Below are 25,663 nucleotides of genomic sequence, written 5' to 3'. Positions count from 1 at the left end.
ATCTTTGGGACAAGTTCAGACTAATAGGCAGCCAATTCGGCGCTGCCGAAGTCGGGCTCCACGCCCAGCAATGGCGCCGCCCTGGTGATGATATCGTGCACCATGGGTGCCGCTGTTTCAGCGGCAAGGTTCAGGTTATGTACGCCCGTCAGCGGCTGGTCGATGAAGGTCAGCACGACATATCTCGGGTTCCCCATGGGAAAGGCGCCCAGGAACGAATTGAAGCTGAGCTTGTGCGAATAGACACCGTGGATGACCTTGTTGGCGGTGCCCGTCTTGCCGCCGACATGATAGCCAGGCACGTCGGCTGTTCTGCCGGTGCCCTGCTCACCATTGAGGCGGAAGAGGTAGCGAATAGTGTCGCTTGTGCTCTTCTTGACGATCATCGTTTCGGTTTTTTCTGCATCTTCCTGGGTTCGCATCAGGAAGGTTGGCTCGATCAGCTTGCCGCCGTCGATGAGAGCAGCACCCGCGACGGCAGTCTGCATCGGCGTCGTAGCAACGCCGTGGCCGAATGCGATGGTGATGGAATTGAGCTTCTTCCAGACTTTCGGCTGGCTTGGCGCCTTCACCTCAGGCAGCTCCGTCTGCATCTTCGATAGCAGTCCGAAGCGGGTCAGGTAGGCCTTCTGGTTATCCATCCCGACCTTCTCCATCATCTTGGCAGTACCGATGTTGGACGAATAGCGGAAGATTTCCGGAATCGACAGGACACGACGCGGCACATCCCGGTCGTCATGGATTGTAAAGCCACCGTAGTGCAGGGGAGCGCTGGCGTCGAAGGTGTCGGTCAGCTTAACGAGGCCGGTATCGATGGCCATTGCCACCGAGAAGGTCTTGAAGACGGAGCCCATTTCGTCGGTGCCGTTAGACATCCGGTTGAGCCAACCATCGGAGCCATTGGCATTCGGTGCGTTAGGATCGAAATCGGGTGCCGAAGCCATGGCCAGGACTTCACCGGTGTGAATATCGAGGATGACCGCTCCGGCGGCCTGGGCCTTGTAGGTATTGATAGCATCCACGACGACATCGTGAACGATGTTCTGAACGCGGATATCGATCGACAGCTTCACCGGTTCAAGCGGTTCGCTGCTGGCAAGACCCGCCGACGTCAGGTCGGAAAGGCCCTGGTTGTCGAGATATTTCTCCATGCCGGCAACGCCATGATTGTCGATATCGACATAGCCGAGCACATGCGCAGCGGTGCTGCCGCCGGGGTAGAAGCGGCGGACTTCCGGGCGGAAGCCGATGGCGGGAAGTCCGAGGGCGAGGATTTCGCCCTGCTGCTTCGGTGTCAGCTGACGTTCCAGCCAGACAAAATGCGACCGCTTGTCGGACAGCTTGCGATAGGTTGATTTCCTGTCGAGATTGGGAAATATCTTCGTCAGCTTTTCGATGGTGTCGTCGACGTCGACCATCTTGATCGGCTCGGCATACATCGAGAAAGTCCGGATGTCGGTTGCCAGCAGCGCGCCGTTGCGATCCTCGATATCGGGACGCGAGGCCATGGCCGGACCTGCGGGAATGTTCGTCGTGTCTGCCTGCGGCTGCATGCCGAGGAAGATCAGCTTCCCGAACACCACGCAGTAGACGACGCAGAGAGTACCGGCGAGGATGCCGAGTCGCGACTTGCTCTGCCGTGACTTGCGGACATTGCCCTTCTTGGAATCCTTGCCGCGGGGGGCGCCAAGACTAAGCCTTATCAGGCGATCGCTGCGAAGCGTAAGGGCGTGGATAAGAGACATCGTCCAACTTTTTAACAGGCACGGATGCGGTTGAAGACGGCAACCTTATAATCAGATTAACTTAGCGTTAAGGATATTAAGAAACCGTAAAGCCGGAGGCACCGCTGCCCTCACGGTTCCGTTACGACCGCCTATCCACAAAAAAGCCGGCGAGGATAAGGCACCCGCCGGCTTTCTTTGTACAATACCAATGATCAACCGATTGCGGCTGTGACCGTGAACTCGACCTTGTATTTCGGTGCGGCGAGCTTTGCTTCGCTGGTGGCGCGGGCCGGCGTGTTGGCCGGATCGACCCAGGCTTCCCAGGCAGCGTTCATCTCGGCGAAATAGGACATGTCCGAGAGATAGATCAGCGTCTGCAGGATCTTGGACTTGTCGGTGCCGGCAGCCGCCAGCAGGCGGTCGACTTCGGCCAGCGCGTATTTGCACTGTTCGGTAACGGTTTCGCCTTCGCCGACCTGGCCAGCGAGATAGACGGTGTTGCCGTGGACGACTGCGCCGCTCATGCGGGCGCCGGGGTCGATGCGCTTGATGCTCATGTGGTTCTCCTGATGGTGGTCGAATTCTATGGTCGTGATGCCGCAGGGCGCGGCACCGGCAGGCATGTCCGCAGGATGCGGATTACATGCGCATATGCTTGGTCTTTTCGTAGATCGCCGTCGAGCGCGCGCCGGAGCGGCAATAGCCGAGCATCGGCCGCGGAAACTCGTCAAGCGCATCCATCATGCTGCTGACCGCTTCCTCGGTGACACCCATCGGGCCGACCGGCACATGCGCGACGATGAAGCCCAGTTCCTCGGCGCGCGTGGCGATATCGTCGAACAGCGGCTGATCCGGGCTTTCATGGTCTGGACGATGGCAGACGATCGACTCGAAGCCCATCGCCTTGATCTCGTCGAGATCGTCGACCGATATCTGACCTGTGACCGAGTATTGGTCGTCGATCTTGCGGATATCCATGGCACATTCCTCCTTGAGACCGGTCTTTGGGATCGGCTTTCTCTGAAACGGTAACGCTGATCTACGACGCGAGACCGCGAGCGTCAACCGCTCAGCGGGCCTCGACAAAGGCAAAGCTGAGGCCGAAATTCCGCCCCTCGCCCGGCTGCAAAATGTTGAACTCGCCGGCCTCTTCGAGCTCTGCGCGTGGTACCCATCGGTGCGACACCGGTTCGATGCCGAGCACATCGGCGGGTGCCTTCTGGTTGCGCCAGACCTGCAGAAACGGCAGCGTTTCGGTTGCAATCCGCACCCGCAGCGTCTTGCCGCCGATCTTCGCAATCGGCCCGAGAGAAACCTCGGAAAACCCGGCCTCCGTTGCCGGCGCCGGCACGCAGAATATGCCGCCGAGTTCCTCTCCGAAAGTCCAGGGAAAACCACCGCCTTCCAGCATTTGCCCGGTCAGGCGCACAGCGTCGTCGAACCATTTTCCACCGATGTTCATGTGATACATCAGGAAGACAGGCATCGGCTCGCTGCCAGTGTTGATCACCCGGTCCTCGAGGAAAACCTCGCCCGTCGCCCCGTCGATCCTCCACAAGCGCTCGAGCCGCGCTGTGCGTCCTTCGGCCGTCACCACGTCGACATCGGCCCGGCATTCTGCATTGCCATTGTCGAAGCGCGTCCAGAGCACCCGGGCAGGCGTCGCCGAAAAAGACCCGTGCAGCGGATAGGTCCGGCCGGCATGGGCACCCTGCATCGGTTCGCGATGGCGGATATGGTCCGGGCCGCAGGTGAACAGGAAACCCTCGACCGAATGGGAAATCCGCGCATCGCCATCGTCCGGAACGGCCTTGCCGGGCGCAAGGTCGATGCCATCGACGACACAGGCGCCGATATCCATGACCGACGCTTCGTCCAGGTTCAGCTTCGGCCCTTTAATGGCTGAAAATTCGATCATGCGCAGTACCCTCCCTTGCGCCGGCGCTGCCTGCCCGCCACCGCGCGTTATAACACTGTTAACCATACCGACCGTGGCCTGGATCACGAAATCAGGAGCCGGCAACCAATCCCGCAGCGCGGCGTTACGTCGATAACCACAACGTGACGAATTTTTATCTTTTATTCAGCATGCTGCCGAAATATTCCACACTCGTGTCAAGATTGAAGTGTGTGTGGCAACCGACGACCGATCAAGGACAGACCTAACGTGAACCGATTCTTCCAGACAGGCTTATCGCTGGCCGCCGTGCTTGCTGCTTCCGTCGCGACGCTCTCGCCCGTCGAGGCGCAGCAATACTATGGAGGCCAGAACAGTGACACGGTGCTGGTAGCACCCGATGGACGCATCCTTGAGCAGATCCCGGAACAGGGCGACGTCGTGATGACGCGCGACCGCCGCGGCAACCGCGTCCTCGTCGACCGCTACGGCACCGTCATCGCAACCGAAATGCGCGCCAGCACCTATTACCCCAAGGCTCCGAGCCGCGATGGATATGGCGGCGGCGACACGAACCGTTATGGCGATACCGAACTCAGCAGCAACCGCGGCTATGGCAACGATTACGGCAACGGCCAGCCAGACGATTTCTACGGCCAGCGGGAACCCGGCGCCGTCACCGGCGGCATTCCGGGCAGCGGCTCCATCGAACGGATACCTTTGGACAACCAGGGCATTCCGGATGCGCAGGGCAATGGCGGCGGAAATGGCGACTATGCGTCGCTCAACCCCGATGACGCGCCCGCGAGACCAAGAACGGTAGAGCCCGTCATCACCCTCAAGAACAAGTCGAAGATGGAGATCACCGCGCTCGAGGTGTTCCTCGATCGCAAGGGTATTTCACCCGGTTCCATCGACGGCCGGATCGGTGGCAACGTCACCAAGGCGATCTACGCCTACCAGCAAATGACCGGCCAGCAACTCGACCCGAACAACACCGACGCCATCCTCGAGGATCTCCGCAACTCGGGCGGCATGCCGATCGTCAACTACACGATCACGCCGGCAGACGCAGCCGGACCTTACGTGGCCGAAATTCCGGAAGACTATGCCAAGAAGGCAAGCCTGACGTCGCTCGGATACACCTCCACGACCGAAATGCTCGCCGAGCGCTTCCATATGGATGAGGGTTATCTGAAAGAAATCAATCCGGGCGTGGATTTCACCGTGCCGGGTGCGACGGTCAAGGTCGTCAACATCGGCCCGCCGAAGACCGGCGAAGTCGCCCGCATCGTCGCCGACAAGGCGCGCAAGCAGGTGTTCGCCTATGACGCCAGCGGCGCACTGATATCCGCCTATCCGGCATCGATCGGCTCGACCGACACCCCCTCGCCTTCGGGGACGGTCACCGTCGAGCGCGTCGCCTTCAATCCGGGCTACACCTACAATCCGAAGATCAATTTCAAGCAGGGCGCCAACGACAAGGTGCTGGACATTCCGCCAGGCCCGAACGGTCCGGTCGGTACTGTCTGGATGGCCCTATCGAAGCCGACCTACGGTATCCACGGCACACCGGAGCCTTCCAAGATCGGCAAGTCGCAGAGCCACGGCTGCGTGCGTCTGACGAACTGGGACGCAACGGAACTGGCAAAGATGGTCAAGCCGGGCACTGTCGTCGAATTCGTCGACTAGAAAAAATCAGACACGATAAAAAGCTGCCGGACATCCCTCCGGCAGCTTTTTTATTTGAAGAACGCGGGTTTTCAGGAACGAGCACTGCCTTCCTCGCATATTGACCAAGCGCGATAGGAAGTTCCGAAATGAAAGTTTGATGGCGGCATTGCGCCAACAGCTGCCATACTCAATTCAACTTTTGAAAGTCGGAAAAGGGGCAGGGAGGGGACTGGCGGCTTTGAACCAATTGAGGGCAATAGCAGACATCAATCGGCATTCGGCATTGCGGTGAACGGGGCATCGTTCGGGGTGTGTCCCGGAGTCAAACATAAAAGGGAAAATCAGCACACCGCCGGCATTGGGCCTGCGTTTTGTTGATAACTACGAGTTTCGACACCCCATCGATTGTATGTTACGTGTGCTAGTATAGGTTGCGGGCTGCTGCCATTGTCGCAAACACCTCCAAGTAAAGCTTTGATTATGCACCAAGCTGGCCCGCCGAAAACTGTGCTTCAAACGATACTGGATTGGTCGCAAGGGCGTCCATTGTGGCAGCGAGATGCACTGCGGCGTATTGTAACGGGTGGTACACTTGATGCTGCGGCCATCGACCAAGTTTTGGACCTCTGTAAGAAAGAGCACGGCGCGCCCGATATCTCACTGATGGCCGCAGCGCTGGAAGCGGTGCATTTGCCTGCGAACCCCGGTAACGGCGCAACCATCGCATTAGTCTCCCTCGGCGATGTCGTCGGCGTGAACCAATTGGCTCCGAGGCAGACCCTTACGTTCGAACAACAGGGCCTGACAGTTGTTTACGGACCAAACGGAGCCGGCAAATCGGGATATGGGCGAGTGTTGAAGCGTGCCTGCAGGGCACGCAAAGCCGGTGAAATTATGCCCGACGCATTTTCCTTAACGATCGGCGGCAAGGCCACGGCCAGTTTTACAATCTCGCAAGACGGCGTGCAGCAGTCTGTGCTGCCATGGGAGGACAACAAGAATCCTGATCCGGTGCTTTCTGCCGTTAGCGTGTTCGACCGCGAATGCGGCGCAGTCCACATCCAGGACAAGACAGAGGTTGCCTTCCGGCCGTTCGGGCTCGACATTCCCGACGACCTCGCGGCGGTCTGCACGCAGATCAAAGTGCTGCTACAGGCCGAAGAGACCCAGTTCAAGGCGCTCCGCGATCCCGTGTTCGAGATGCCTACTTGGCGGGCGACCACAGCCGTCGGGCGTATCATGTCCAATCTCAAGCACAATACCAAGCTGGAGCCGCTGGCGACCCTCGCAGTCATGACCGATGCCGAACGGGCACGGCTCCAGCAACTCACCGAAGACCTCGCCAAAAATCCGGTTGAGGCCGCCGCCGAGCAGCACCAGTTTGCCGATGGTATCGCGAGGGTCCTGCGCTATCTCAGAAAGGTTGAGGAATACTATTCCGACGACGCTCTCAACACGCTGAAATCGCTTGCAGACGATGCCAGAACCAAACGGTTTGCCGCGACGATCGCCGCGGAAAACGCCTTCAAGGACGCCACCTTCCCCGGCGTCGGCGCGGAAGTATGGCGGGAGCTATGGGAGGCGGCGCGGCACTATTCTAAGCATGTTGAGCGGCAGTTCCCGGCGGCGGAAGGTGAACACTGCATATTGTGCCATCAGCCGCTCAGCGCCGAGGCCGGTGCGCGGCTGGGCGGCTTCGAGGGTTTCATCCGCGATGATACGGAAAAGCAGGCTGACGCGGCCGAGAAGGTCTATATGAATACACTCAAAGAGTTCCGGATGCGTAAACCGGATATTCGGCTAGTGGCGGACATACGCAGGCGGATTTCCATCCAGCGCGCTGATGTCGCCGCCGAGGTGCTGCGCTTTATGGCCACCGCCGATCTGCGTAGACTACAGTGTCTGCGAGACATCGAGCACAGCGTTGTCATGACACTGTCGCCGATGTCGGTGATCCCGGAAGCAGAGCTGCTGGCACTTGAGAGTGACACCCGTACCTATGCCGGCCAGTTAGAGGCGGCAGCCGATGTCGTAGGCCGTCAGATCCTGCAGGCCGAGCATGACGAGCTCGAAGACCGAGCTGCAGCTACCGCCCTTCACGCGGTCGCCATGAAGGAGGTCAAGCGGCTGGCAAAGCTCGAGCGCATTGCCAAGTGCCTGGGGCAGACCGCGACGACAACTATCACGAAACTTGGCAACGCACTTGCCGATGATATCATTACTCCCCGGATGCGTGATCGCTTCCAGAGAGAGATCGTCAGGCTTGCGGCGGAAAAGGTGCGTGTTGAAGTGGTGCGTTCCGGCGGCCAGTACGGCTCGCCAAACTACCAAATCCGTCTGTTCGCAAATCCCAAGACCAAGGTGCATCTGGTGCTGAGTGAAGGCGAGCAAACCTGCGTAGCACTGGCGGCTTTCCTGACCGAGCTCGCGACAGCCACACACAAGTCCGCACTCATCTTCGACGACCCTGTGACATCGCTCGACCACCGCTGGCGTAAGAAGGTCGCGCAAAGGCTCGTGGAGGAGGCGAAGGAACGTCAAATTATTGTTTTCACCCACGACCTGGTGTTCGTGAACGATCTGAATGACAACGCCCGCGGCCAAGGCATTCCCGCCAAGCTTGCAAACCTTTCACGCGGCCCGGAAGGTACTGGTATCGTGGGCGATGGATTGCCGTGGGATCATGCTGGCGTCAAGGCGCGCTTGGACCGGCTCGAGAAAGACCAACGGGCTGCCAAGGCTCTTTATGATGCCAACGACGAGGACGGCTACCGCAGCTCCGCCGTCAGACTTTACGGTTTTCTGCGGGCCACGTGGGAGCGCGCGCTCGAGGAGATCGTTTTCGCAGGTGTGCTGATGCGGCACCGGGATTACATTGATACCAAGCATTTGAAGAAGGTCACCGCGCTTTTGGAGACGGATACGGAAGCGTTCCGAGCAGCGTTTAATAAATGCAGCGACTTCATCGAGGCGCATGATCCGTCGCGCGTTCGTAATGAGGAGCCACCGCCACCTTCGGAGATCTCGGACGATATTAAGGCCCTAAAGGACTGGGCCGACGCTCTTCGTATTCGGCAGAATGCAGTAGCATAGTCATTCTGAGGCCCGCGTAGGAAACATGGCGCGGCAGCGAGGCTATGCCCGCTCTCGGGCGCGTGCCACTACAACATCTACGACTGCCATGAAGGCGCTAGGCCGACGTTGGCTTAGCGCCTCCTCGATGGCTGCTTCGGGCCGACAGCAGACTTCAGCCGTTTGTTCGTCCAGAATAATTCCACGGCATCGGCGGCGCTGACCGCTCAGCCGTCTGGCAAAGCGAGCCTCCGGATCGAGCCCAGGCAGTTCAGCCTCGATCCAATACAGCTCTGCAAGCCACTTAACGACTGAGCCGTTGCGGGTCATCTCGACCAGCTCGCGCCAGGCGTGCGCCCTGCAATACGCAAGCCGGATGTCCGGGCCAACGCGCCCTGGCCTGTCTGCTTTTCAGGCCGCGCGGGACATCAGTCGATGGGCTGCGATGCGGGCTGAGGAGGTGAGGCGGACGGGCAGTTTCGCCAGCATCTCCTCGGCGAATTCGCTGGCATTGTGGCGCGCCTTTTCGAGGTTGCTTACCCTGGTCGGGTCGAGCGTCTGCAGAGTACCGCCAACGTCGAAGATATCGCGGAAGGCCGAGCGTTCGACGATCGGCGTTTCCAGCACCGATACCTGACGCTGGTTGAGCAGCGTCTTGACGGTCTGCAGGGCGCGGGTCGTCACCATCGAATTGACACGCGTGAGCACGACGGAATGGTCGATGTGGATGCCGCCCTTCTGTGCGAGGTATTGCAGCAGTTCCAGCACCTGCGCCCCGCCGCGAGCATCCATGGCGCAGCCCTGGATCGGGATCAGCACATGGTCCGACAGGCCGATGGCGGTTGCCAGCAGCGGAGTGCGCGTGCCCGGCAGGTCGATGATGAAATAATCGGTCGATGCCTGGTTCTCGCGGATATGCAGCGGCAGCGACGTGGCGGTGACGAAGTCGATAACGGAGATATTGGCAACCGGCCCGGACATCTCGCTCCAATGCGAAATCCAGTGCTGCGGATCGGCATCGAGGATGGTGACGCGATAGCCTCTGCGAGCCAGTTCGGTCGAAAGCAGCAGAACCGCAGTGGTTTTACCGGCGCCGCCCTTGGTATTGGCAAATGTGATGACTGGCATGGTATGTCCTAGGCAAAGGGAGCTTCACCATCGCTCCGGCTTGCACCGGGGGTCATGGTGCGTTTAACCATCCTTTCGAATTATGGTTAACAAAGTACAAACGTCGCCACCCTCATTTCATGCGGACATTCTCATAATCACATCCGAACAGCGAGATGCAGCCTCAAGACCGGGAGCGCTTTCGCCTCCCCCGGCCGTCGTCTGGGCTCGCTCCAGCGGCTAGAAGCAATCGCGAAACAGCGTCTTTGTGTTTTCCAGCGTCAGCGGAACAGGATTGCCACCGGCGCTGGGATCTTCGATCGCCATCGCTGCGAGATCGTCGATCCGGTCGCTGGCGATCCCCATTTTGGTGAGGTTATCCGGGACACCGAGATCGGCCCGCAGTTGCAGCACGTAGTCGTAAAACCCGTCGAACCCGCCGGAAATACCGAGATAGGCAGCAGCTCGGGCGATCTTCTCCTCGATCGGCTTCCTGTTGAAGCGCAGCACAGCCGGCATGACGACAGCGTTGGTCATGCCATGGTGGGTATTGTAGACGGCGCCGATCGGGTGGGAAAGCGCGTGGATGGCGCCAAGCCCTTTCTGGAAGGCGACCGCACCCATGGCGGCAGCCGCCATCATGTTGGCGCGGGCCTCGAGATCGGTGCCCTCCCTGACTGCGCGCGGCAGGAACTCCTTCACCAGCCGCATGCCCTCGAGCGCGATACCGGCCGACATCGGATGATAGAAGGGCGAGGAGTAAGCCTCGAGGCAATGGGCAAAGGCATCCATGCCCGTGCCAACGGTGATGATCTTCGGCATCCCGACCGTCAGTTCCGGGTCGGAAATGACGACGCCGGGCAGGAACTTCGGGTGGAAGATGATCTTTTTGACATGCGTCACCGAATTGGTGATGACGCTGGCCCGGCCAACTTCCGAGCCCGTGCCCGCTGTGGTGGGCACCGCAACGATGGGCGCGATACCGTCGACGTTGGCGCGCGTCCACCAGTCGCCAATATCCTCGAAATCCCAGACCGGGCGCGTCTGCGCCACCATGAAGGCGACGCACTTGCCGAGATCGAGGCCAGAGCCACCACCGAAGGCGACGACACCATCATGGCCACCATCCTTGAAGGCCTTGACGCCGGCTTCCAGGTTTTTCTCGTTCGGGTTCGGGTCGACTTCGGCAAACATCGCCCGCCCGAGGCCCGCTTCTTCCAGAATGTCGAGAGCCGTCTTGGTGATCGCCATAGTCGCGAGACCACGGTCGGTAATGAACAGCGGCTTCTTCATTCCGAGGCTCTTGCAGGCCTCGGCCAGCTCCGAAATACGGCCACGGCCGAGCTTCAGGGAGGTCGGATAGCTCCAGTTGGCAGTAATCGCGCTCATGCTGTCACCTTCTTCAGATGGTAGGATTTGGGACGTGTCAGATTGTGGAAGCCAAGTACGGACAGCGAGCCGCCACGACCCGTTTGCTTGACGCCGGTCCAGCAAAGCGCAGGATCGAGATAGTCGGCGCGGTTCATGAACACGGTGCCGGTCTCGATCTCGCGGCCAAGCCGGGCTGCCCGATCCGAATCCTGCGTCCAGAGCGACACCGTCAGCCCGTACTGGCTGTCGTTCATCAGTTCGAGCGCTTCGGCGTCGCTTTTCACCTTCATGATACCGACCGCCGGACCGAAGGTTTCCTCGCGCATGAACGCCATGGAGTGATCGACATCGACGAGGATCTGCGGCGCGAGATAGGCACCTCCGTCATCGGCCGGAAACAGTTTCGGGTCGACCAGCGCCTTCGCACCCTTGCCGACGGCATCTGCAATCTGTTCGCGGACAACCTTGGCAAAGCGCTTGTGCGCCATCGGCCCGAGCGTCGTTTCCGGGTCGAGCGGGTTGCCAAGCTTGTAGTTCGATACCCAGGCAACGGATTTTTCGACGAAGGCATCATAGAGGGTTTCGTTGACGTAGATGCGCTCGATCCCGCAGCAGCACTGGCCGGAATTGAAGGTGGCCCCGTCCATCAGCGTGTCGACAGCCGCGTCCAGATCGGCGTCCTCCATAACGTAGCCTGGATCCTTGCCGCCAAGCTCCAGGCCAAGCCCGGTAAAGGTGCCGGCCGCAGCCCGCTCGACGGCGCGACCGCCTGCGACCGAACCGGTGAAATTGATGAAATTGAAGCTGCCTTCGGAGATCAACGCGTCGGCGATATCGTGCTCGAGAAAGACATTCTGGAACACATCGGCAGGCACGCCAGCCTCGACAAAGGCCTGCACCATGCGCTCGCCAACCAACAGCGTCTGGGCCGCATGCTTCAGGATGATGACATTGCCAGCCATCAGCGCCGGGGCAATCGTGTTGATCGCCGTCATGTAGGGGTAGTTCCAGGGTGCTATGACGAAGACCACGCCGTGCGCCTCCCGCTCGATGCGGCGTTCGAAGGTTGCACTGTCCTCGACCACCAGCGGCGCAAGCGCGTCGGCTGCAATGGCCGCTACATAGTTCGAGCGCTCGTTGAAGCCGCGGAACTCGCCGCCATACTTGATCGGCCGCCCCATCTGCCAGGCCAGTTCCGGCACGACGGCATCGACCATCTCGTTCAGCCGCGCCACGCCCTTCATCACCAGTTGCACGCGATCTTCCAACGGCCGGCGCGCCCAGTCCTTCTGCGCCTTGCGGGCGCGGGCGACAGCCTCCCTCGCCACTTCCAGCGACAGGCCGGGGCGCTCGGCATAGACCTCGCCGTTAACCGGCGAAATGCATTGAATCATGCTCATTCTCTCTGCTCCAAAAGGCTCAACAAGCCAATGTCTTGACGTGACCGGCGGCACCATAGGCTAGGATCGCACGGTCGCGGGTGATAATTGTCAGGTCGTGTTCGCGGGCGGTCGTCTGGCATGGCCAAGTGCCGCAAGGGCAAGGGGCAACAGCGATTCATTCCGAGCGCTGTCGATGTGTCCCATGGCGGCCTCCAAAGATCGTGGGCGAGCCTAGCATAGTGCCTCCATGGCAACAACAAAGCACAACCATTGCGATTATCTCAAGCCCGCTCGAACCCTCTCGCCACTTCCCAGTCCGTAACGCGCCGGTCAAAATCTTCCTGCTCCCATTCGCCTGCGCGGGTATAGTGATCGATGACATCGTCGCCGAGGGCTGCGCGCAACATCTTCGATTCCGTCATGGCAACCGTTGCATCCCGCAAGGTCCGGGGGACTTCGCGCACGTTGCGGGCGGCGTAGGCGTCGCCGACGAACGCCGGCTCCAGCGCCATCTTGTTCTCGATCCCGTCAATGCCTGCCGCAAGTAGGGCCGCGAAGGCGAGGTAGGGATTGAGGTCCGAGCCTCCGACACGGCATTCGATGCGGATGGCCTTGCTGTCGGCGCCGCAAAGACGATAGCCAGCCGTCCGGTTATCTGTGCTCCAGACGGCCTTGGTCGGCGCAAAAGTGCCCGCCACGAAGCGCTTGTAGGAGTTGATGTAGGGCGCCAGGAAATAGGTGATCTCGCCGGCATGGGCGAGTTGGCCGGCAATGTAATGCTGCATCAGGGACGACATGCCGTGCTCGGCCTTTTCGTCGAAGAACAAAGGCGTCTTGCCATCGGCGCTCCACAGCGACTGGTGGACGTGCGACGAACTGCCGGCAGATGCGGCGCTCCACTTTGCAAGGAAGGTGATGGACTTGCCCTGGGACCAGGCGATCTCCTTGCAGCCGTTCTTGATGATGACGTGGCGGTCCGCCATCGTCAGCGCGTCGGCATAACGGACATTGATCTCTTCCTGCCCGGCCGATGCTTCTCCCTTGGAATTTTCGACCGGGATGCCGGCGCCCTGCAGGCCCTTGCGGATAGCGCGCATGACGCCTTCTTCCTTGGTCGTCTGGAAGATGTGGTAGTCTTCGTTATAGGCGCTGGCGAGCGGCAGGTTGCGATATCCGGATGCCTGCGCCTGCTCGTAGCTCTGGTCGAACAGAAAGAATTCCAGCTCGGTCGCCATGAAGGCCTTCATACCCATCGCTTCAAGCCGTGCCACCTGCTTCTTAAGAATCGCGCGTGGCGAATGCGGCACGTCGGCATGGGTGTGGTGGTCGAGAACGTCGCAAAGCACCAGCGCCGTCCCCTCTAGCCACGGAATGCGGCGAAGCGTCGAAAGATCCGGCTTCATGGTGTAGTCGCCATAGCCCTTTTCCCAGCTTGTCGACGCATAGCCGGAGACGGTTTCCATCTCCATGTCGGTCGCCAGCAGGTAATTGCAGCTGTGCGTTTCCTTCCAGGCGCTCTCGAGAAAAAACTCGGCCTGAAACCGCTTGCCCATCAGCCTGCCCTGCATATCCACCTGGCATGCGAGAACCGTGTCGATGCGCCCTTCGGCCACATCCTTCTTCAAATCGTCAAACGTATAGATGCTGCTCATAAAATCCGCCCTGACCCTTTAAATTCTGCGATCTCGTCGGTCTTGCGTCCGACGCCCCTACCGACCGCCCTGGCGAGGAGCCGCCCGAAGGCGACCCCTCATGGCTCGATTATCGCTCAGATTTCCCCGACTGCCTTCTCGGCAGCAGCAATGCTTGCCGCGCGACGGGCGACTTCCTCGCCGATCGGTGGCCCCTTGAAGCGCCGGTTCTCGAACACCAGCCAGACGATCGCCGTCAGCACGAGAAAGCCGACGGTGATGTAGAGTGCCCAGTCGTTCGGCGGCTGTACGCCGATAACGAACATCACCACCATCGAGATCAGCGCCAGCACCGCCACGACGCGGAACAAGGTCGGACCGATGCTCCATGGACCCATTTTCGGCCATTTCGGCGTGCCGTAGGCGAGAAGGCCGAGGCCGATCGGAACGGCGAAAGAGAGAAACAGGAAGATTACCGTGCAAGACACGACGATGGCATAGGCCGAGGATTCGCCGATGGTGATCACCGAGGTGAGCCAGACGAACAGCACCGACAGGATCGATCCCGTCCAGATCGCAGCAACCGGCGTGCGGAACTTGGGGCTGACCTTGGCAAGCGTGCTGGAGCCCGGAAGGCCCTTGTCACGCGAGAAGGCATAGATCATCCGCGACACGGATGTCACCGTCGCCAGGCCGCAGAGGAACTGCGATACGAAGATGGCGATGTAGAGGATGATCTTGACCGTCGGGTTGACCTGGCTGTCCATCGCCCAGAAAAACACGTTCCAGCCCTGCTTGGCAGCATCTTCCATGTTGGGCAGCACCAGAACGAAGGCGCATAGCATGATGTAGCCTATGACCGAGGCCCAGACTGCGGCAGAGACCATGCCCTTCGGCACCGAGACGGATGCCTTCACGGTTTCTTCCGACGTATGGGCCGAGGCGTCGTAGCCGGTGATGGTGTAGATCGGCAGCAGCAGACCGAGCGCAAAGACCCAGGCACCCGAAACGGCCGGCCAGACCGGCGGCCCGCTCTGTGTTCCGTCCGCAGCCATCGTCGCCAATCCGGAATAGTTGGTGAAGGTGAACAACCGCGAGAACTCATAGGACGGCGCGCAGATCAGGCACACCACGGTCAGCGCCAGAGCCGCGCCGAGGATGAGATAGCCGGACATGTCGGTGAGCTTGGCGGTGAGCCCGATGCCCATGTGGTTGACCAGCGCCATGATGGCGGTGATCACGGCGACGAAGGTGATACGAACCACCACCGTATCCTCCATGCCGAAATAGGTGCCGAAGGCACCGAAGAAGAAGTAATAGGTGCCGACATTGATGGCACCGAGAACGGTGATCAGGCCAAGCAGGTTCAGCCAGGCCGACAGCCAGCCTGTGAAGCGGTTGCCGAGGATGGAGCCCCAGTGATAGAGGCCACCGGCTGTCGGATAAGCCGACGAAATCTGTGCCAGAGCCAGCGCGAAGAAGATCGACATCAGGCAACCGACCGGCCAGCCGATGCCGATGGCGATGCCGCCTGCCCCGGAAGTCGCCTGCGCCAGCGAATTGATACCCCCCGACATGATGCAAATAATGGAAAATGAAATCGCGAAATTCGAGAACGAACTCATCCGTCGCTCGAGCTCCTGGGCGTAGCCCATGGAGTGCAGGATGCCGACATCCTGCTTCTTATCCAATTCGGTATAATCCGACATGTGAAACGTCCCCTTCAACCGAAAGTCCGCGGAATTGCGGACCGTCCCCTTTTATGGCGTGGCAAATATGTTGCCCCGCCTGCCGCAGTTTGACTGTTCCCCGGGGTCTTTATTGTTCAGGCGTCCAGGCTACGCTGGATCAGCCCTGTCAGATAATCGGCCATGACCCCTTGGCCGACATCATCCACGATCAGGTCGTTGCGGACCTCGATCATGACATTCTTCAAATCGTTCGATACGCCGTGTAGTTGCAACGTGTGGGTAACCCCGTGTTGCGGCCCGTAGGGCTGGTTTCGCTCCGTTCGATAGAGCGGCGCTTCGCCTGCCAGCGCCAGCATGCGGTTCGCCAGCCGTTCATCCGTATCGTGCAGGATGCCGAGTTCGACCTCACGGTACCGGCCGTCATAAATCGGCGTGAAACTATGAATTGTGACAATGACGCTGGCCATCCCCAGCGCCGTCCGGCGCAAGAGTAAATCGCGGATACGTTGATGAAACGGCACATACAGCGCTTCGGTCCGCGCCCTGCGCTCCTCGCTATCCAGCTGTCGATTGCCCGGAATATCATAGATTTCGCTCACCTCCGGCATGGCTGCGGGAGACTCCGGCGGACGGTTGCAATCGTAAATCAGCCGCGAAAAGCGCTGGTAGACCAAAGGCGCATCGAGATTGCGAGACAGTCCCCTCGCAACGGCCAAAGCACCCGGATCCCAGGCGATGTGGCTGTTCCGCGCTTCTTCGGACAGGCCGAGATCGCCAAACCGCTCCGGCAACCTGGAGGATGCGTGCTCACAAATCACCACGACCGGGCTGCGACCATCGGGTCGCTCGACGGCAACACATTCCCCTTCTTGTTCGCTCAGCACAGCCTGATGCATCAGCATCCCGGCCCTCCACCCAAAGTTTAACAAAACCTTCACAGAAAAGAATTCTTCAGCTTATGGCGAGTGTCAACCGTAAACTGAAATTATCTCTTCAATTTAGACATTGACTCGATATGTGACAGCGTTGTTTAAAGTGTCATGGAGACAGGCAAAGACCGTCCCTGGGGGCTAAAATAGAGTGATCAACGCATCGAAAACCGTGGCTGACGTTATCCATGCCCATTTCGATGGGCTGACGCGGGCCGAGAAGCAGCTGGCGGAAAGCCTGCTGGACAATTACCCTGTCTCGGGCTTGGGAAGCATCACCACGGTTGCAGAAAATGCACGCGTCTCGACGCCGACTGTTGCGCGCATGGTGCAGAAACTCGGCTTCAAGGGCTATCCGGAATTCCAGTCCCATCTGCACCAGGAGGTCGAGGCAACGATCTCCAATCCGCTGACAAAACGCGGGCGCTGGGCAAGCAATGCTCCGGGCACGCATATTCTCAATCGCTTCGCCGATGCCATCAGCGCCAACCTGCGCCAGACGCTTACCGATCTCGATACAGCCACCTTCGACAGCGTCGTCTCCCTGCTTTGCGAGAGCCGCCGCGAGCTTTATTTCGTCGGTGGACGCATAACCGGCGCACTGGCAGAATACTTTTTCACGCACATGCAGGTGATCCGCGCCAACACGACGCTGCTATCCGCCAATTCGAGTTCATGGCCGCAATATGTGCTCAACATGAACCCAGGCGACCTGCTCATCATCTTCGACATCAGGCGCTATGAGCTTGAAATGGTGAGCCTGGCCGCCGCCGCCCGCCGCCGCGGCGCCGAGATCATCGTCTTCACGGACCAGTGGGCCTCGCCCGCCTCCAAACACGCAAAGCATACCTTCCGCGTCCAGATCGAGGCGCCGTCCGCCTGGGACTCCTCTGTGGTCACACTGTTCATCGTCGAGGCTCTCATCGAGGCCGTCCAGAACTCGACCTGGGACGAGACGAGCGAGCGCATGAAGACACTGGAAGGCCTGTTCGAACAGACCAAGCTCTTTCGTAAAATCGGCTAGAGGAGAAGAAAAAAGGTCGGCAACACGACCACGCCGAAAACGGCTGATGCCATCGATATTCGAGCGCAGGGAGACGCGCCAACATCCCGGCAATTTCCCGCTAATCGGGTGCAAAACAACCGTCACACAAGCTTCACGCAATGTCATTAACAGCTTCGCCAGACACTGAAGATCAAGGAGAACAACAGTGACCAGATCTATTCATCGCCTCCTTTCGCTCTCGACCGCAATCGTCATGGCGTCCACCGCCATAGCCTCTGCCGCGCCGAGCGACGACCTCATTGTAGCCGCCAAAAAAGAAGGCTCGCTGACCACGATCGCCCTGCCGCACGACTGGTGCGGCTACGGCGACGTCATCGCAGGCTTCAAGGCCAAATACGGCCTGACCGTCAACGAACTGAACCCGAACGCAGGTTCCGGCGACGAAATCGAAGCCATCAAGGCCAACAAGGGCAACAAGGGCCCACAGGCCCCTGATGTCATCGACGTAGGCCTGTCCTTTGGTCCATCCGCCAAGAAGGACGGCCTGCTGCAGCCTTACAAGGTTTCCACATGGGACTCGATCCCTGACAGCGCCAAGGATTCCGAAGGCTACTGGTACGGCGATTACTACGGCGTTCTGGCCATCGGCGTGAACAAGGACGTCGTCAAGGAAAGCCCGAAGAGCTTTGCCGATCTGACGGACTCCAAATATGCCAACGCAGTTGCCATGCCTGGCGACCCGCGCACCGGCAACAGCTCGATGATGACCGTTTACGCGGCCGGCACGGCCAAGGGCGGCAAGGGCGGCGCTGAAACAGCCAAGCTCGGCACTGCATTCATGAAGGACCTCAAGGCCAGCGGTAACCTGGTACCGGTCAACGGCAACGCCCAGAACATGGCGCAGGGCACCACGCCGGTCCTGTTCGACTGGGACTACAATGTCCTTGCCATGCGCGACAAGCTCGCCGGCAACCCGCCGATGGATGTCATCGTACCATCTGACGCCGTCATCGCCGGTGTCTACGTTCAGGCGATCTCCGCATTTGCGCCTCACCCGAACGCTGCCAAGCTCTGGATGGAATACCTTTATTCGGACGAAGGTCAGGTCGGCTGGCTGAAGGGCTATTGCCACCCGATCCGCTTCACCGACATGGCGACCCGCAAGGTCATCCCCCAGGCACTGCTCGACAAGATGCCAGCGGCCGAAGGCTATGCAAAGGCCATCTTCCCGACCCTCGAGGAGCAGTCTGCAGCCAAGGCCGTCGTTGCTTCCGATTGGTCCAAGGAAATGGGCGCCAAGTAATCGGATCGATAATCTCGCGCGGATGCCGGCACCAGCCGGCATCCGTTTTCATTACTTGCTTCAAGGGTGTTGTGCATGAGTGTCGCGAATAACGCCTCCAGGTCACCGCCGGGATCGCCTGCGAAGGCGCCGACCGCCCGCCGGACTGGAGCCATCAACTGGGACTGGCTTGGCGTTGCGCCGTTCTTCCTGTTCGCTCTCTTCTTTCTGATCGCACCCGTTCTCTACCTGGTCACCGGCGCATTCGAGAATTCGGCCGGCGGATTTACATTCGACAATTTCATTGCGCTGACCTCCCCGACCATTCTCTCCGCTTATTCCCTTTCGTTGCGCCTCAGCCTCGTCGCCGCTGCCCTCGGAGCGGTTGCCGGCTTGCTTCTCGGATATGCCGTGGTGCTCGGCGGGCTGCCACCCTGGGTGCGCACCGCGTTCATGACGTTTTCCGGGGTTGCCTCCAATTTTGCGGGCATCCCGCTCGCCTTCGCATTTATCGCAACGCTCGGCCGCCTCGGCCTTGTGACCGTGTTTCTGCGCAACGTCTTCGGTTTCAATCTCTATGGGTCGGGCTTCAGCCTTTTCTCGTTCGCGGGCCTGGCGATCACCTATCTTTACTTCCAACTGCCGCTGATGCTGCTGATCATCACGCCGGCGCTCGATGGCCTCAAGTCGGAATGGCGGGAAGCTGCGGAAATTCTCGGTGCAGACCGCAGGCAATACTGGCAGATGGTCGCGCTGCCAGTGCTGATGCCGTCCATTCTCGGCTGTTTCCTGCTGTTGTTCGCCAATGCCTTCGGTACTCTCGTCACGGTCTACGCCCTGACCGGATCGAGCTTCGGGGTCGTTCCGATTGTCCTCTACCAGCAGATCCAGGGCAACGTGCTCTACAATCCCAACCTCGGCTACGCGCTGGCGGTCGGCATGGTTGTCATCATGGGGATCAGCAACACGCTGTATCTCGTGCTCCGCAACAAGGCTGAGAGGTGGCGCCAGTGACCAAGCGTTTCCCCATCGTCTCGACGTTCATCGTGATCGTTGCAGCGTCCTATTTTCTGATACCGCTCTACGCGACCTTCCAGTTCTCGCTGCAGATGCTGCGCGGACAGTGGAGTTTTGCAGCCTATCGGTCGGTATTTTCCAGCGAGAAGTTCCTGGCGACCCTCGGCTTTTCGGCCACCGCATCGCTGCTCGCCATCATCGCCGGGGCCCTCATCGTCGTTCCAACCGCCTACTGGGTACGCCTGAAACTGCCGAAAATCCGCCCGATGATCGAGTTCATCTCGCTGATGCCGTTGATCATCCCGCCCGTGGTTCTGGTGTTCGGATATATCCGGCTGTTCGGCTCCAATTCTTTCCTGCCGTTGACGATGTCGGAAACAGGCACGAACGTACTGCTGGTCATCGGCTACGTGGTGTTGTCCTTGCCCTACATGTTCCGGGCGGTCGACAACGGCATGGCGGCCATCGACATCAAGACGCTGACAGAAGCCGCCGAAAGTCTCGGCGCATCCCGCTTGCGCACCGTCGCCCAGGTGATTTTCCCGAATATCCGGTCTGCCATCCTGTCCGGGGCCTTCTTGACATTTTCCATCTCGCTCGGCGAGTTCGTGCTTGCCAGCCTTCTGAACAGGCCGGCCTTCGGTCCCTACCTTGTGCAGACCGGGCAGGATCGCGCCTATGAACCAGCAGCACTCGCCATCATGTCTTTCGGGATCATCTGGTTCTGCATGGTGCTGATGCAGTTGTTTGCCACGAAAAGACCGGGACAGCGCTGGTTGCCGCGCCTGTCACAAAAAACTGCAAGGAGTGTAGAGCCATGAGCTTCCTCAGGATCGATTCGGTCAGCAAGAGTTTCGGCCCCAACACCGTCGTCAAAGATTTCAACATGGGCATCGAAAAGGGCGAGTTCGTCTCGTTCCTCGGCCCGTCCGGCTGCGGCAAGACGACGGTTCTGCGGATGATCGCCGGCTTCGAGACGCCGACTTCGGGCTCGATCCTGATCGGCGGCAAGGAACAGCGGGATCTGAAGCCGAACAAGCGCAACATCGGCATGGTCTTCCAGGCATACGCCCTGTTCCCCAACATGTCGGTGTTCGACAACGTCGCCTTCGGCCTGAAGGTCGCCGGCGCGCCAAAGGCGGAAATCGAAAGCCGCGTCAAGGAAATGCTGTCGCTGATCAGGCTCGATCATCTGGCCGACCGCTTCCCCTACCAGATGTCCGGCGGCCAGCAGCAGCGTGTGGCACTTGCCCGCGCCCTCGCTGTCAAGCCGCAGGTGCTGCTGCTCGACGAACCGCTGTCGGCGCTGGACGCCAAGATCCGCGTATCGCTGCGCGAGGAAATTCGCCTCATCCAGCAGAAACTCGGCATCACCACCGTCTTCGTCACCCACGACCAGGAAGAGGCGCTGTCGATATCCGACCGCATCGTCGTCATGAACGCCGGCCGCGCTGACCAGATCGGCACGCCCTTCGAGATCTACAATCACCCGGCGACCCGCTTTGTCGCCTCCTTCGTCGGGACGCTGAACCTGATCGAGGCGAAGGTCGTCGATCCCGCCACCAACCGTATCTCGATCGGCGACCAGGGCGTGACGCTGAAACAGTCGGTTACCGCCTTCAAGGCCGGCGACACCGTGTCGCTGGCGCTGCGTCCGGAAGCGGGATCGCTGTCCGAAGGTGCCAAGGGCGATACCTCGCTCACCGGCGACGTCACCTCGGCACACTTCCTCGGCTCGGTCATCCGTACCCGCATGAATGTCGGCGGCAACACGATTTCCTTCGACATGTTCAACGCTCCCGGCAAGATGCCGCCAGCCGTCGGCGAACGCGTCACCCTGCGCTTTGCCGCGGAAGACCTGCTGGTCATCAACGACTGATCTCCCTGTCAAGATACAGTGTTCACAAACGCCGGGTATTTCCCGGCGTTTTTGCTTTGATTTCTGTGTTGCAGCGCGGCATATTGGCTGTGTTCTCAGGGCGGGGTGCAATTCCCCACCGGCGGTATCAGGATCTGCGCGAATGCAGCGAATGGAGCCCGCGAGCGCCTTTCGCCCTCTAGCGGAAGGGTCAGCAGATCCGGTGCGATGCCGGAGCCGACGGTCATAGTCCGGATGGAAGAGAGCAGGCCTGATCGACGACCTTTCCGCGCGAAAGGTCTCGGGATCGGGCGTGTTCGCCCAAGGGATATTTGAAACCCTTGAAAGGCAAGATAGAACCATGACCATCTCTACACTACCGCAAAAAGGCAAGATCGCCCTCGTCCGCGCCCGCTGGCACGCCGAAATCGTCGATCAATGCATAGACAGCTTCATCGCCGAATGGAGCAAATACGACGATCGCGGTGCGGCCGCCGTCGAGGTCTTCGATGTGCCGGGCGCGCTCGAAATCCCGTTGCACGTCCAGACACTGGCCCGCACCGGCCGCTACTCCGCCGTGGTCGCCGCTGCCTTCGTCGTCGATGGTGGCATCTACCGCCACGATTTCGTGGCCGGCAGCGTGCTCGACGCGTTGATGCGGGTGCAGCTCGACACCGGCGTCCCCGTGCTCTCCGTTGTCCTCACTCCGCACCATTTCCAAGACACGGAAGCCCATCTCGGTTTCTTCAAGGAACACTTCGTCGTCAAGGGCCGCGAGGCAGCCGGCGCCTGCCAGCATATCCTTAGCGAACGCGCCCGGCTGATGACCTTTGCGGCCTGATGACAACAGGCGGCGTGCACTGCGCGCCGCCATGCCTGCCGGGATCATCGATCCGGATACAGCCTATCCCGGGGCTCGATGGCCGTGACACCAAATACCGCTTGAAATGCAGCCCCCAATCCCGCATGCAACCTGCGGAGTTGAGGCACAAACATTTCATCGGAGTTGATTGCCATGTCCCCTATTGCGACGACAACGGGGGCGCCGCGCCGCCTGACTTCCCAGGATTTTCGCACGCTGGGCCTCGCAGCCCTCGGCGGTGCGCTGGAATTCTACGATTTCATCATTTTCGTCTTTTTCGCCACGGTCATCGGCAAGCTGTTCTTCCCGCCTGACCTGCCCGACTGGCTGGTGCTGATCCAGACCTTTGGCATCTTCGCAGCCGGCTATCTGATCCGCCCCATCGGCGGTATCGTGCTCGCCCATTTCGGCGATCTATACGGTCGCAAGCGAGTGTTCGCCTTCTCGCTGCTGCTGATGGCGCTGTCGACGCTCGGCATGGCCGCCATGCCCACGTATGCATCCATCGGCATTGCCGCTCCCATCCTGCTCGTCTGCCTGCGTATCCTGCAGGGGGCCGCCATTGGCGGCGAGGTGCCGGGCGCCTGGACTTTCGTCGCCGAGCACGTTCCCTTCCGTCGCGTCGGCTTTGCCTGCGGCTTCCTCTGCTCCGGCCTGACGCTGGGCATCCTGCTCGGCTCGTTCATCGCCGCCATCATCAACACGGTCTTTACTCCTGATGAAGTCGCCTCATATGCCTGGCGCATCCCCTTCCTGATCGGTGGCATCTTCGGCCTGATCGCCGTCTACCTGCGCCGCTGGCTGCACGAAACGCCGATCTTTGCCGACATGAAGAAGAGCCGGGCGCTGGTATCGGAACTGCCGCTGAAAGCGGTGCTGCGCGACTATCCGAGGGGCATTGTCATCTCGATGCTGCTGACCTGGATCCTGTCGGCCGGCATCATCGTCACCACGCTGATGACCGCCACCTTCCTGCAGAAGCTCTACCACTACACCGCCCAGCAATCGCTGGCCGCCACCAGCTTCGGCACGCTCTTCCTGATCGTCGGCACGGCAGCCGCTGGCGCCATTGTCGACCGTGTCGGCTCCGGTAAATTCTTCACCGTCGCCAGCGTGTTCTTCGGCGCCGCCACCTTCGTCTTCTACAGCTACGCCGCCACCTCCCTGACAGTCATGTTCATCCTCTACGCGGTGATGGGCCTGTCGGTCGGCCTCGTCGGCGCCGTACCCTATGTCATGGTCCGCGCCTTCCCGGCCCGCGTCCGCTTCACCGGCCTGTCCTTCTCCTACAATGTCGCCTACGCGATCTTCGGTGGCCTCACACCGATCGCGGTCAGCACGCTGCTGGCCATCAACCCGATGGCGCATGCCTATTACCTCCTCTTCATCGCCGCCCTCGCCTTCTGCCTCGGGCTCTACCTGATGGCCAAGGGCGATGAGATCGAAGCACAAGCCGGCATCGAGGAACTGACGACGCGGCTGGCAGCAGGTTCCTAGACACTTTCAACGACCGTCCGGAGATAGCCCATGATCACCTGCCACCTCCGCTACATCATCGACGCCTACAAGATTGCGGAATTCGAGGACTATGCACGGCGGTGGATCCCCATCGTCAACCGCATGGGCGGCACGCATCACGGCTACTTCCTGCCCTCCGAAGGCGCCAGCAACGTCGCCGTGGCACTCTTCTCCTTCCCGAGCTTCACAGCCTACGAAGCCTACCGCAACAGCATGGCCGCAGACGCAGAATGCCAGGCGACGCTCGAACTTGAGGAGAAAAACCGCAGTATCATCAGCTACGAACGCAGCTTCATGCGGCCGATACTGGGGTAGCGACTACGCGCCTTATTCACGACCACTGCGCGGCAGCAACAGAAGGCCGACAATCCGCCACGGCCGCAGACTATCACGAACCTCGTCGCGCGACATTCCGGCATCGCGGAGCAAATGATCGTTCTCCCTGCGCGCAATGACTTCCAGCGCGCTGTATCCGGCCAGCCACAACCGAAGTCTTTCCATCCGCGTCACTGGCGCTTTGTTTTCGTCCTTTTGACCCGCGCTCATCCACCGCCCTCCACCATGACAGGCCTTTGGTTTGAACCGCTGATTGACATCGCACAAACGAATAGTAACGATATCTGACATTGAGAAATCTCATGGCTGGCGACAATGAATCTTCCCCTCGACAGCGATCTGCTGCGAATGTTCCTGGTGGTTGCCGACACCGGCAATCTCACCCGTGCGGCCAGTGATGTCGGAAGGACGCAATCGGCCATCAGCCTGCAACTGAAGCGTCTGGAAGAGAGTGTTGGCCAACCGCTGTTTGACCGGGGGCCACGCGGTGTGGCGCTGACAGAAAGCGGGCGACAACTGCTGCCCTATGCCCGCCGGATTGTGGGCCTGATGAATGAGACGACCGCCGCTATGCGACGTAAGCCGCTGGACGGCGTCGTCAGGATCGGCATTCCAGAGGAATATGGCGACACCGTTCTTCCACGGGCACTGGCAGCCTTCGCCGAAAGCCATCCTTCGGTCGACGTGACCGTTTTATGCGGCTACACTTCACAGCAGATGGAGGCGCTGGAAAACGACCAACTCGATCTTGCCGTTGTGTTCGATTGGAGCTCCCAGACTCAAGGGGAGGTTCTGTATATCGACCCGACCGTCTGGGTGACCTCGACAGTCCACAGGCTGCATGAGCGCAATCCCATTCCGGTTGCCATCTACGGACGCTCAAACTGGTGCCGTGACTTTGCCATTCGCTCTCTGGAACAGCACAACCTGCCATTCCGCATCGCCTATAGCTGTGATACTTCAAGTGGCCTGAAGATCGCCGTCATTGCCGGTCTGGGCATAGCCCCGCTCTCGCGCAGCAACATACCGCCCGATTGCCGAGAGCTCGGTGTTGGAGATGGCTTCCCACCTATCGACGCCTCCCGCGTCGTGCTGAGGCGCAACGCTTACCATTCTAACCCCGCGGTGGAGAGCATGGCGGAAGTGATCCACCAGTCCTTCCGGCCGATGACGCGGCCCCGCTGATTGGGTCCTTCTAAATGATGCCCACCTTCCTTCCGGGTGACCTGACCATGATATTCACCGCCTATCGGGCTGCCCGATCATCCTTGCCGAACAATGCGTATGCGCCCGGTCTCGCGTC

22 protein-coding genes and 1 riboswitch are annotated in these 25,663 nt (G+C 60.1%); of the genes, 11 read left to right on the top strand and 11 right to left on the bottom strand.

The genetic code is table 11. The features are described 5' to 3' along the window. Window positions 1-20 precede the first annotated feature (20 nt). From J5278_RS08155 to J5278_RS08140, 4 genes are all read right to left on the bottom strand, one after another. Window positions 21-1,745 (bottom strand): penicillin-binding protein 2, encoded by a 1,725-nt coding sequence (locus tag J5278_RS08155; protein WP_209184196.1) that lies wholly within the window; start codon window positions 1,743-1,745, stop codon window positions 21-23. Window positions 1,746-1,939: 194 nt separating this feature from the next. Then, a complete protein-coding gene (locus J5278_RS08150) occupies window positions 1,940-2,284 on the bottom strand; it encodes a RidA family protein (RefSeq protein WP_111223016.1) in 345 nt (114 codons plus the stop codon). An 82-nt stretch (window positions 2,285-2,366) separates the two neighbouring features. Further along, the gene (locus J5278_RS08145; protein WP_142823227.1) at window positions 2,367-2,705 is read right to left on the bottom strand and encodes a beta-lactamase hydrolase domain-containing protein; all 339 of its coding nucleotides are present in this window, start codon (window positions 2,703-2,705) and stop codon (window positions 2,367-2,369) included. Between the two features lie 91 nt (window positions 2,706-2,796). Further along, window positions 2,797-3,645, bottom strand: coding sequence for a DUF4432 family protein (locus J5278_RS08140; protein WP_209184197.1), 849 nt, complete (start codon window positions 3,643-3,645; stop codon window positions 2,797-2,799). Between the two features lie 249 nt (window positions 3,646-3,894). On the opposite strand from J5278_RS08140, the gene J5278_RS08135 reads away from it, so the two are divergent. Beyond that, a complete protein-coding gene (locus J5278_RS08135) occupies window positions 3,895-5,316 on the top strand; it encodes a L,D-transpeptidase (protein ID WP_219258331.1) in 1,422 nt (473 codons plus the stop codon). 528 nt (window positions 5,317-5,844) lie between these two features. Then, complete coding sequence (locus J5278_RS08130; protein ID WP_247749111.1) at window positions 5,845-8,391, top strand: AAA family ATPase; 2,547 nt, start codon at window positions 5,845-5,847, stop codon at window positions 8,389-8,391. A 390-nt stretch (window positions 8,392-8,781) separates the two neighbouring features. Here the strand turns inward: J5278_RS08130 and J5278_RS08125 are convergent, their stop codons facing one another. From J5278_RS08125 to J5278_RS08100, 6 genes are all read right to left on the bottom strand, one after another. Further along, complete coding sequence (locus J5278_RS08125; protein ID WP_209184200.1) at window positions 8,782-9,498, bottom strand: ParA family protein; 717 nt, start codon at window positions 9,496-9,498, stop codon at window positions 8,782-8,784. 219 nt (window positions 9,499-9,717) lie between these two features. Next, a complete protein-coding gene (locus J5278_RS08120; protein ID WP_209184201.1) occupies window positions 9,718-10,866 on the bottom strand; it encodes an iron-containing alcohol dehydrogenase in 1,149 nt (382 codons plus the stop codon). Next, entirely contained in the window at window positions 10,863-12,248 is a 1,386-nt protein-coding gene (locus J5278_RS08115) for an aldehyde dehydrogenase family protein (protein WP_209184202.1), read from the bottom strand. Before J5278_RS08115 ends, J5278_RS08120 begins: the two co-directional genes overlap by 4 nt. Window positions 12,249-12,511: 263 nt before the next feature. Next, entirely contained in the window at window positions 12,512-13,882 is a 1,371-nt protein-coding gene (locus J5278_RS08110; RefSeq protein WP_209184203.1) for a glutamine synthetase family protein, read from the bottom strand. 116 nt (window positions 13,883-13,998) lie between these two features. Beyond that, window positions 13,999-15,570: an amino acid permease gene (locus J5278_RS08105; RefSeq protein WP_209184204.1), complete on the bottom strand. Its 1,572-nt coding sequence runs from the start codon at window positions 15,568-15,570 to the stop codon at window positions 13,999-14,001. Window positions 15,571-15,686: 116 nt separating this feature from the next. Further along, window positions 15,687-16,454 carry an N-formylglutamate amidohydrolase gene (locus J5278_RS08100; RefSeq protein ID WP_209184205.1) on the bottom strand — a complete coding sequence of 256 codons (768 nt, stop codon included), beginning with the start codon at window positions 16,452-16,454 and terminating at the stop codon, window positions 15,687-15,689. Window positions 16,455-16,632: 178 nt separating this feature from the next. Between J5278_RS08100 and J5278_RS08095 the strand changes: the two genes are divergently transcribed. The 8 genes from J5278_RS08095 (at window position 16,633) to J5278_RS08060 (ending at window position 24,339) form a co-directional block, all read left to right on the top strand. Next, on the top strand, window positions 16,633-17,505 hold the full coding sequence (locus tag J5278_RS08095; protein WP_111222809.1) for a MurR/RpiR family transcriptional regulator: 873 nt from the start codon (window positions 16,633-16,635) through the stop codon (window positions 17,503-17,505). A gap of 187 nt (window positions 17,506-17,692) precedes the next feature. Then, window positions 17,693-18,790 carry an ABC transporter substrate-binding protein gene (locus J5278_RS08090; protein WP_209184206.1) on the top strand — a complete coding sequence of 366 codons (1,098 nt, stop codon included), beginning with the start codon at window positions 17,693-17,695 and terminating at the stop codon, window positions 18,788-18,790. 75 nt (window positions 18,791-18,865) lie between these two features. Further along, window positions 18,866-19,783: an ABC transporter permease subunit gene (locus J5278_RS08085; protein ID WP_209184207.1), complete on the top strand. Its 918-nt coding sequence runs from the start codon at window positions 18,866-18,868 to the stop codon at window positions 19,781-19,783. Beyond that, window positions 19,780-20,607, top strand: a complete 828-nt coding sequence (locus J5278_RS08080) for an ABC transporter permease (RefSeq protein ID WP_111222807.1) — start codon at window positions 19,780-19,782, stop codon at window positions 20,605-20,607. The genes J5278_RS08085 and J5278_RS08080 overlap by 4 nt, the downstream gene beginning before the upstream one ends. After that, entirely contained in the window at window positions 20,604-21,665 is a 1,062-nt protein-coding gene (locus J5278_RS08075; RefSeq protein ID WP_209184208.1) for an ABC transporter ATP-binding protein, read from the top strand. Before J5278_RS08080 ends, J5278_RS08075 begins: the two co-directional genes overlap by 4 nt. A gap of 87 nt (window positions 21,666-21,752) precedes the next feature. Beyond that, window positions 21,753-21,915, top strand: a riboswitch (FMN riboswitch). A 90-nt stretch (window positions 21,916-22,005) separates the two neighbouring features. Continuing rightward, complete coding sequence (locus J5278_RS08070) at window positions 22,006-22,485, top strand: 6,7-dimethyl-8-ribityllumazine synthase (RefSeq protein WP_209184209.1); 480 nt, start codon at window positions 22,006-22,008, stop codon at window positions 22,483-22,485. Window positions 22,486-22,659: 174 nt separating this feature from the next. Then, window positions 22,660-24,003: an MFS transporter gene (locus tag J5278_RS08065; protein WP_209184210.1), complete on the top strand. Its 1,344-nt coding sequence runs from the start codon at window positions 22,660-22,662 to the stop codon at window positions 24,001-24,003. A gap of 30 nt (window positions 24,004-24,033) precedes the next feature. Then, window positions 24,034-24,339, top strand: coding sequence for an NIPSNAP family protein (locus tag J5278_RS08060; RefSeq protein ID WP_209184211.1), 306 nt, complete (start codon window positions 24,034-24,036; stop codon window positions 24,337-24,339). A gap of 12 nt (window positions 24,340-24,351) precedes the next feature. On the opposite strand, the gene J5278_RS08055 is transcribed toward J5278_RS08060, so the two are convergent. Further along, window positions 24,352-24,651 carry a hypothetical protein gene (locus J5278_RS08055; protein WP_209184212.1) on the bottom strand — a complete coding sequence of 100 codons (300 nt, stop codon included), beginning with the start codon at window positions 24,649-24,651 and terminating at the stop codon, window positions 24,352-24,354. A 24-nt stretch (window positions 24,652-24,675) separates the two neighbouring features. Here J5278_RS08055 and J5278_RS08050 point away from each other — a divergent pair, with 24 nt between their 5' ends. Continuing rightward, entirely contained in the window at window positions 24,676-25,545 is an 870-nt protein-coding gene (locus tag J5278_RS08050) for a LysR substrate-binding domain-containing protein (protein ID WP_209184215.1), read from the top strand. The last annotated feature ends 118 nt before the right edge of the window (window positions 25,546-25,663 follow it).

The sequence above is a fragment of the Rhizobium sp. B21/90 genome (genome assembly GCF_019355815.1).
In the GTDB taxonomy this organism is placed as follows: domain Bacteria; phylum Pseudomonadota; class Alphaproteobacteria; order Rhizobiales; family Rhizobiaceae; genus Rhizobium; species Rhizobium rhododendri.
This window is presented reverse-complemented; position numbering and strand designations above follow the sequence as displayed.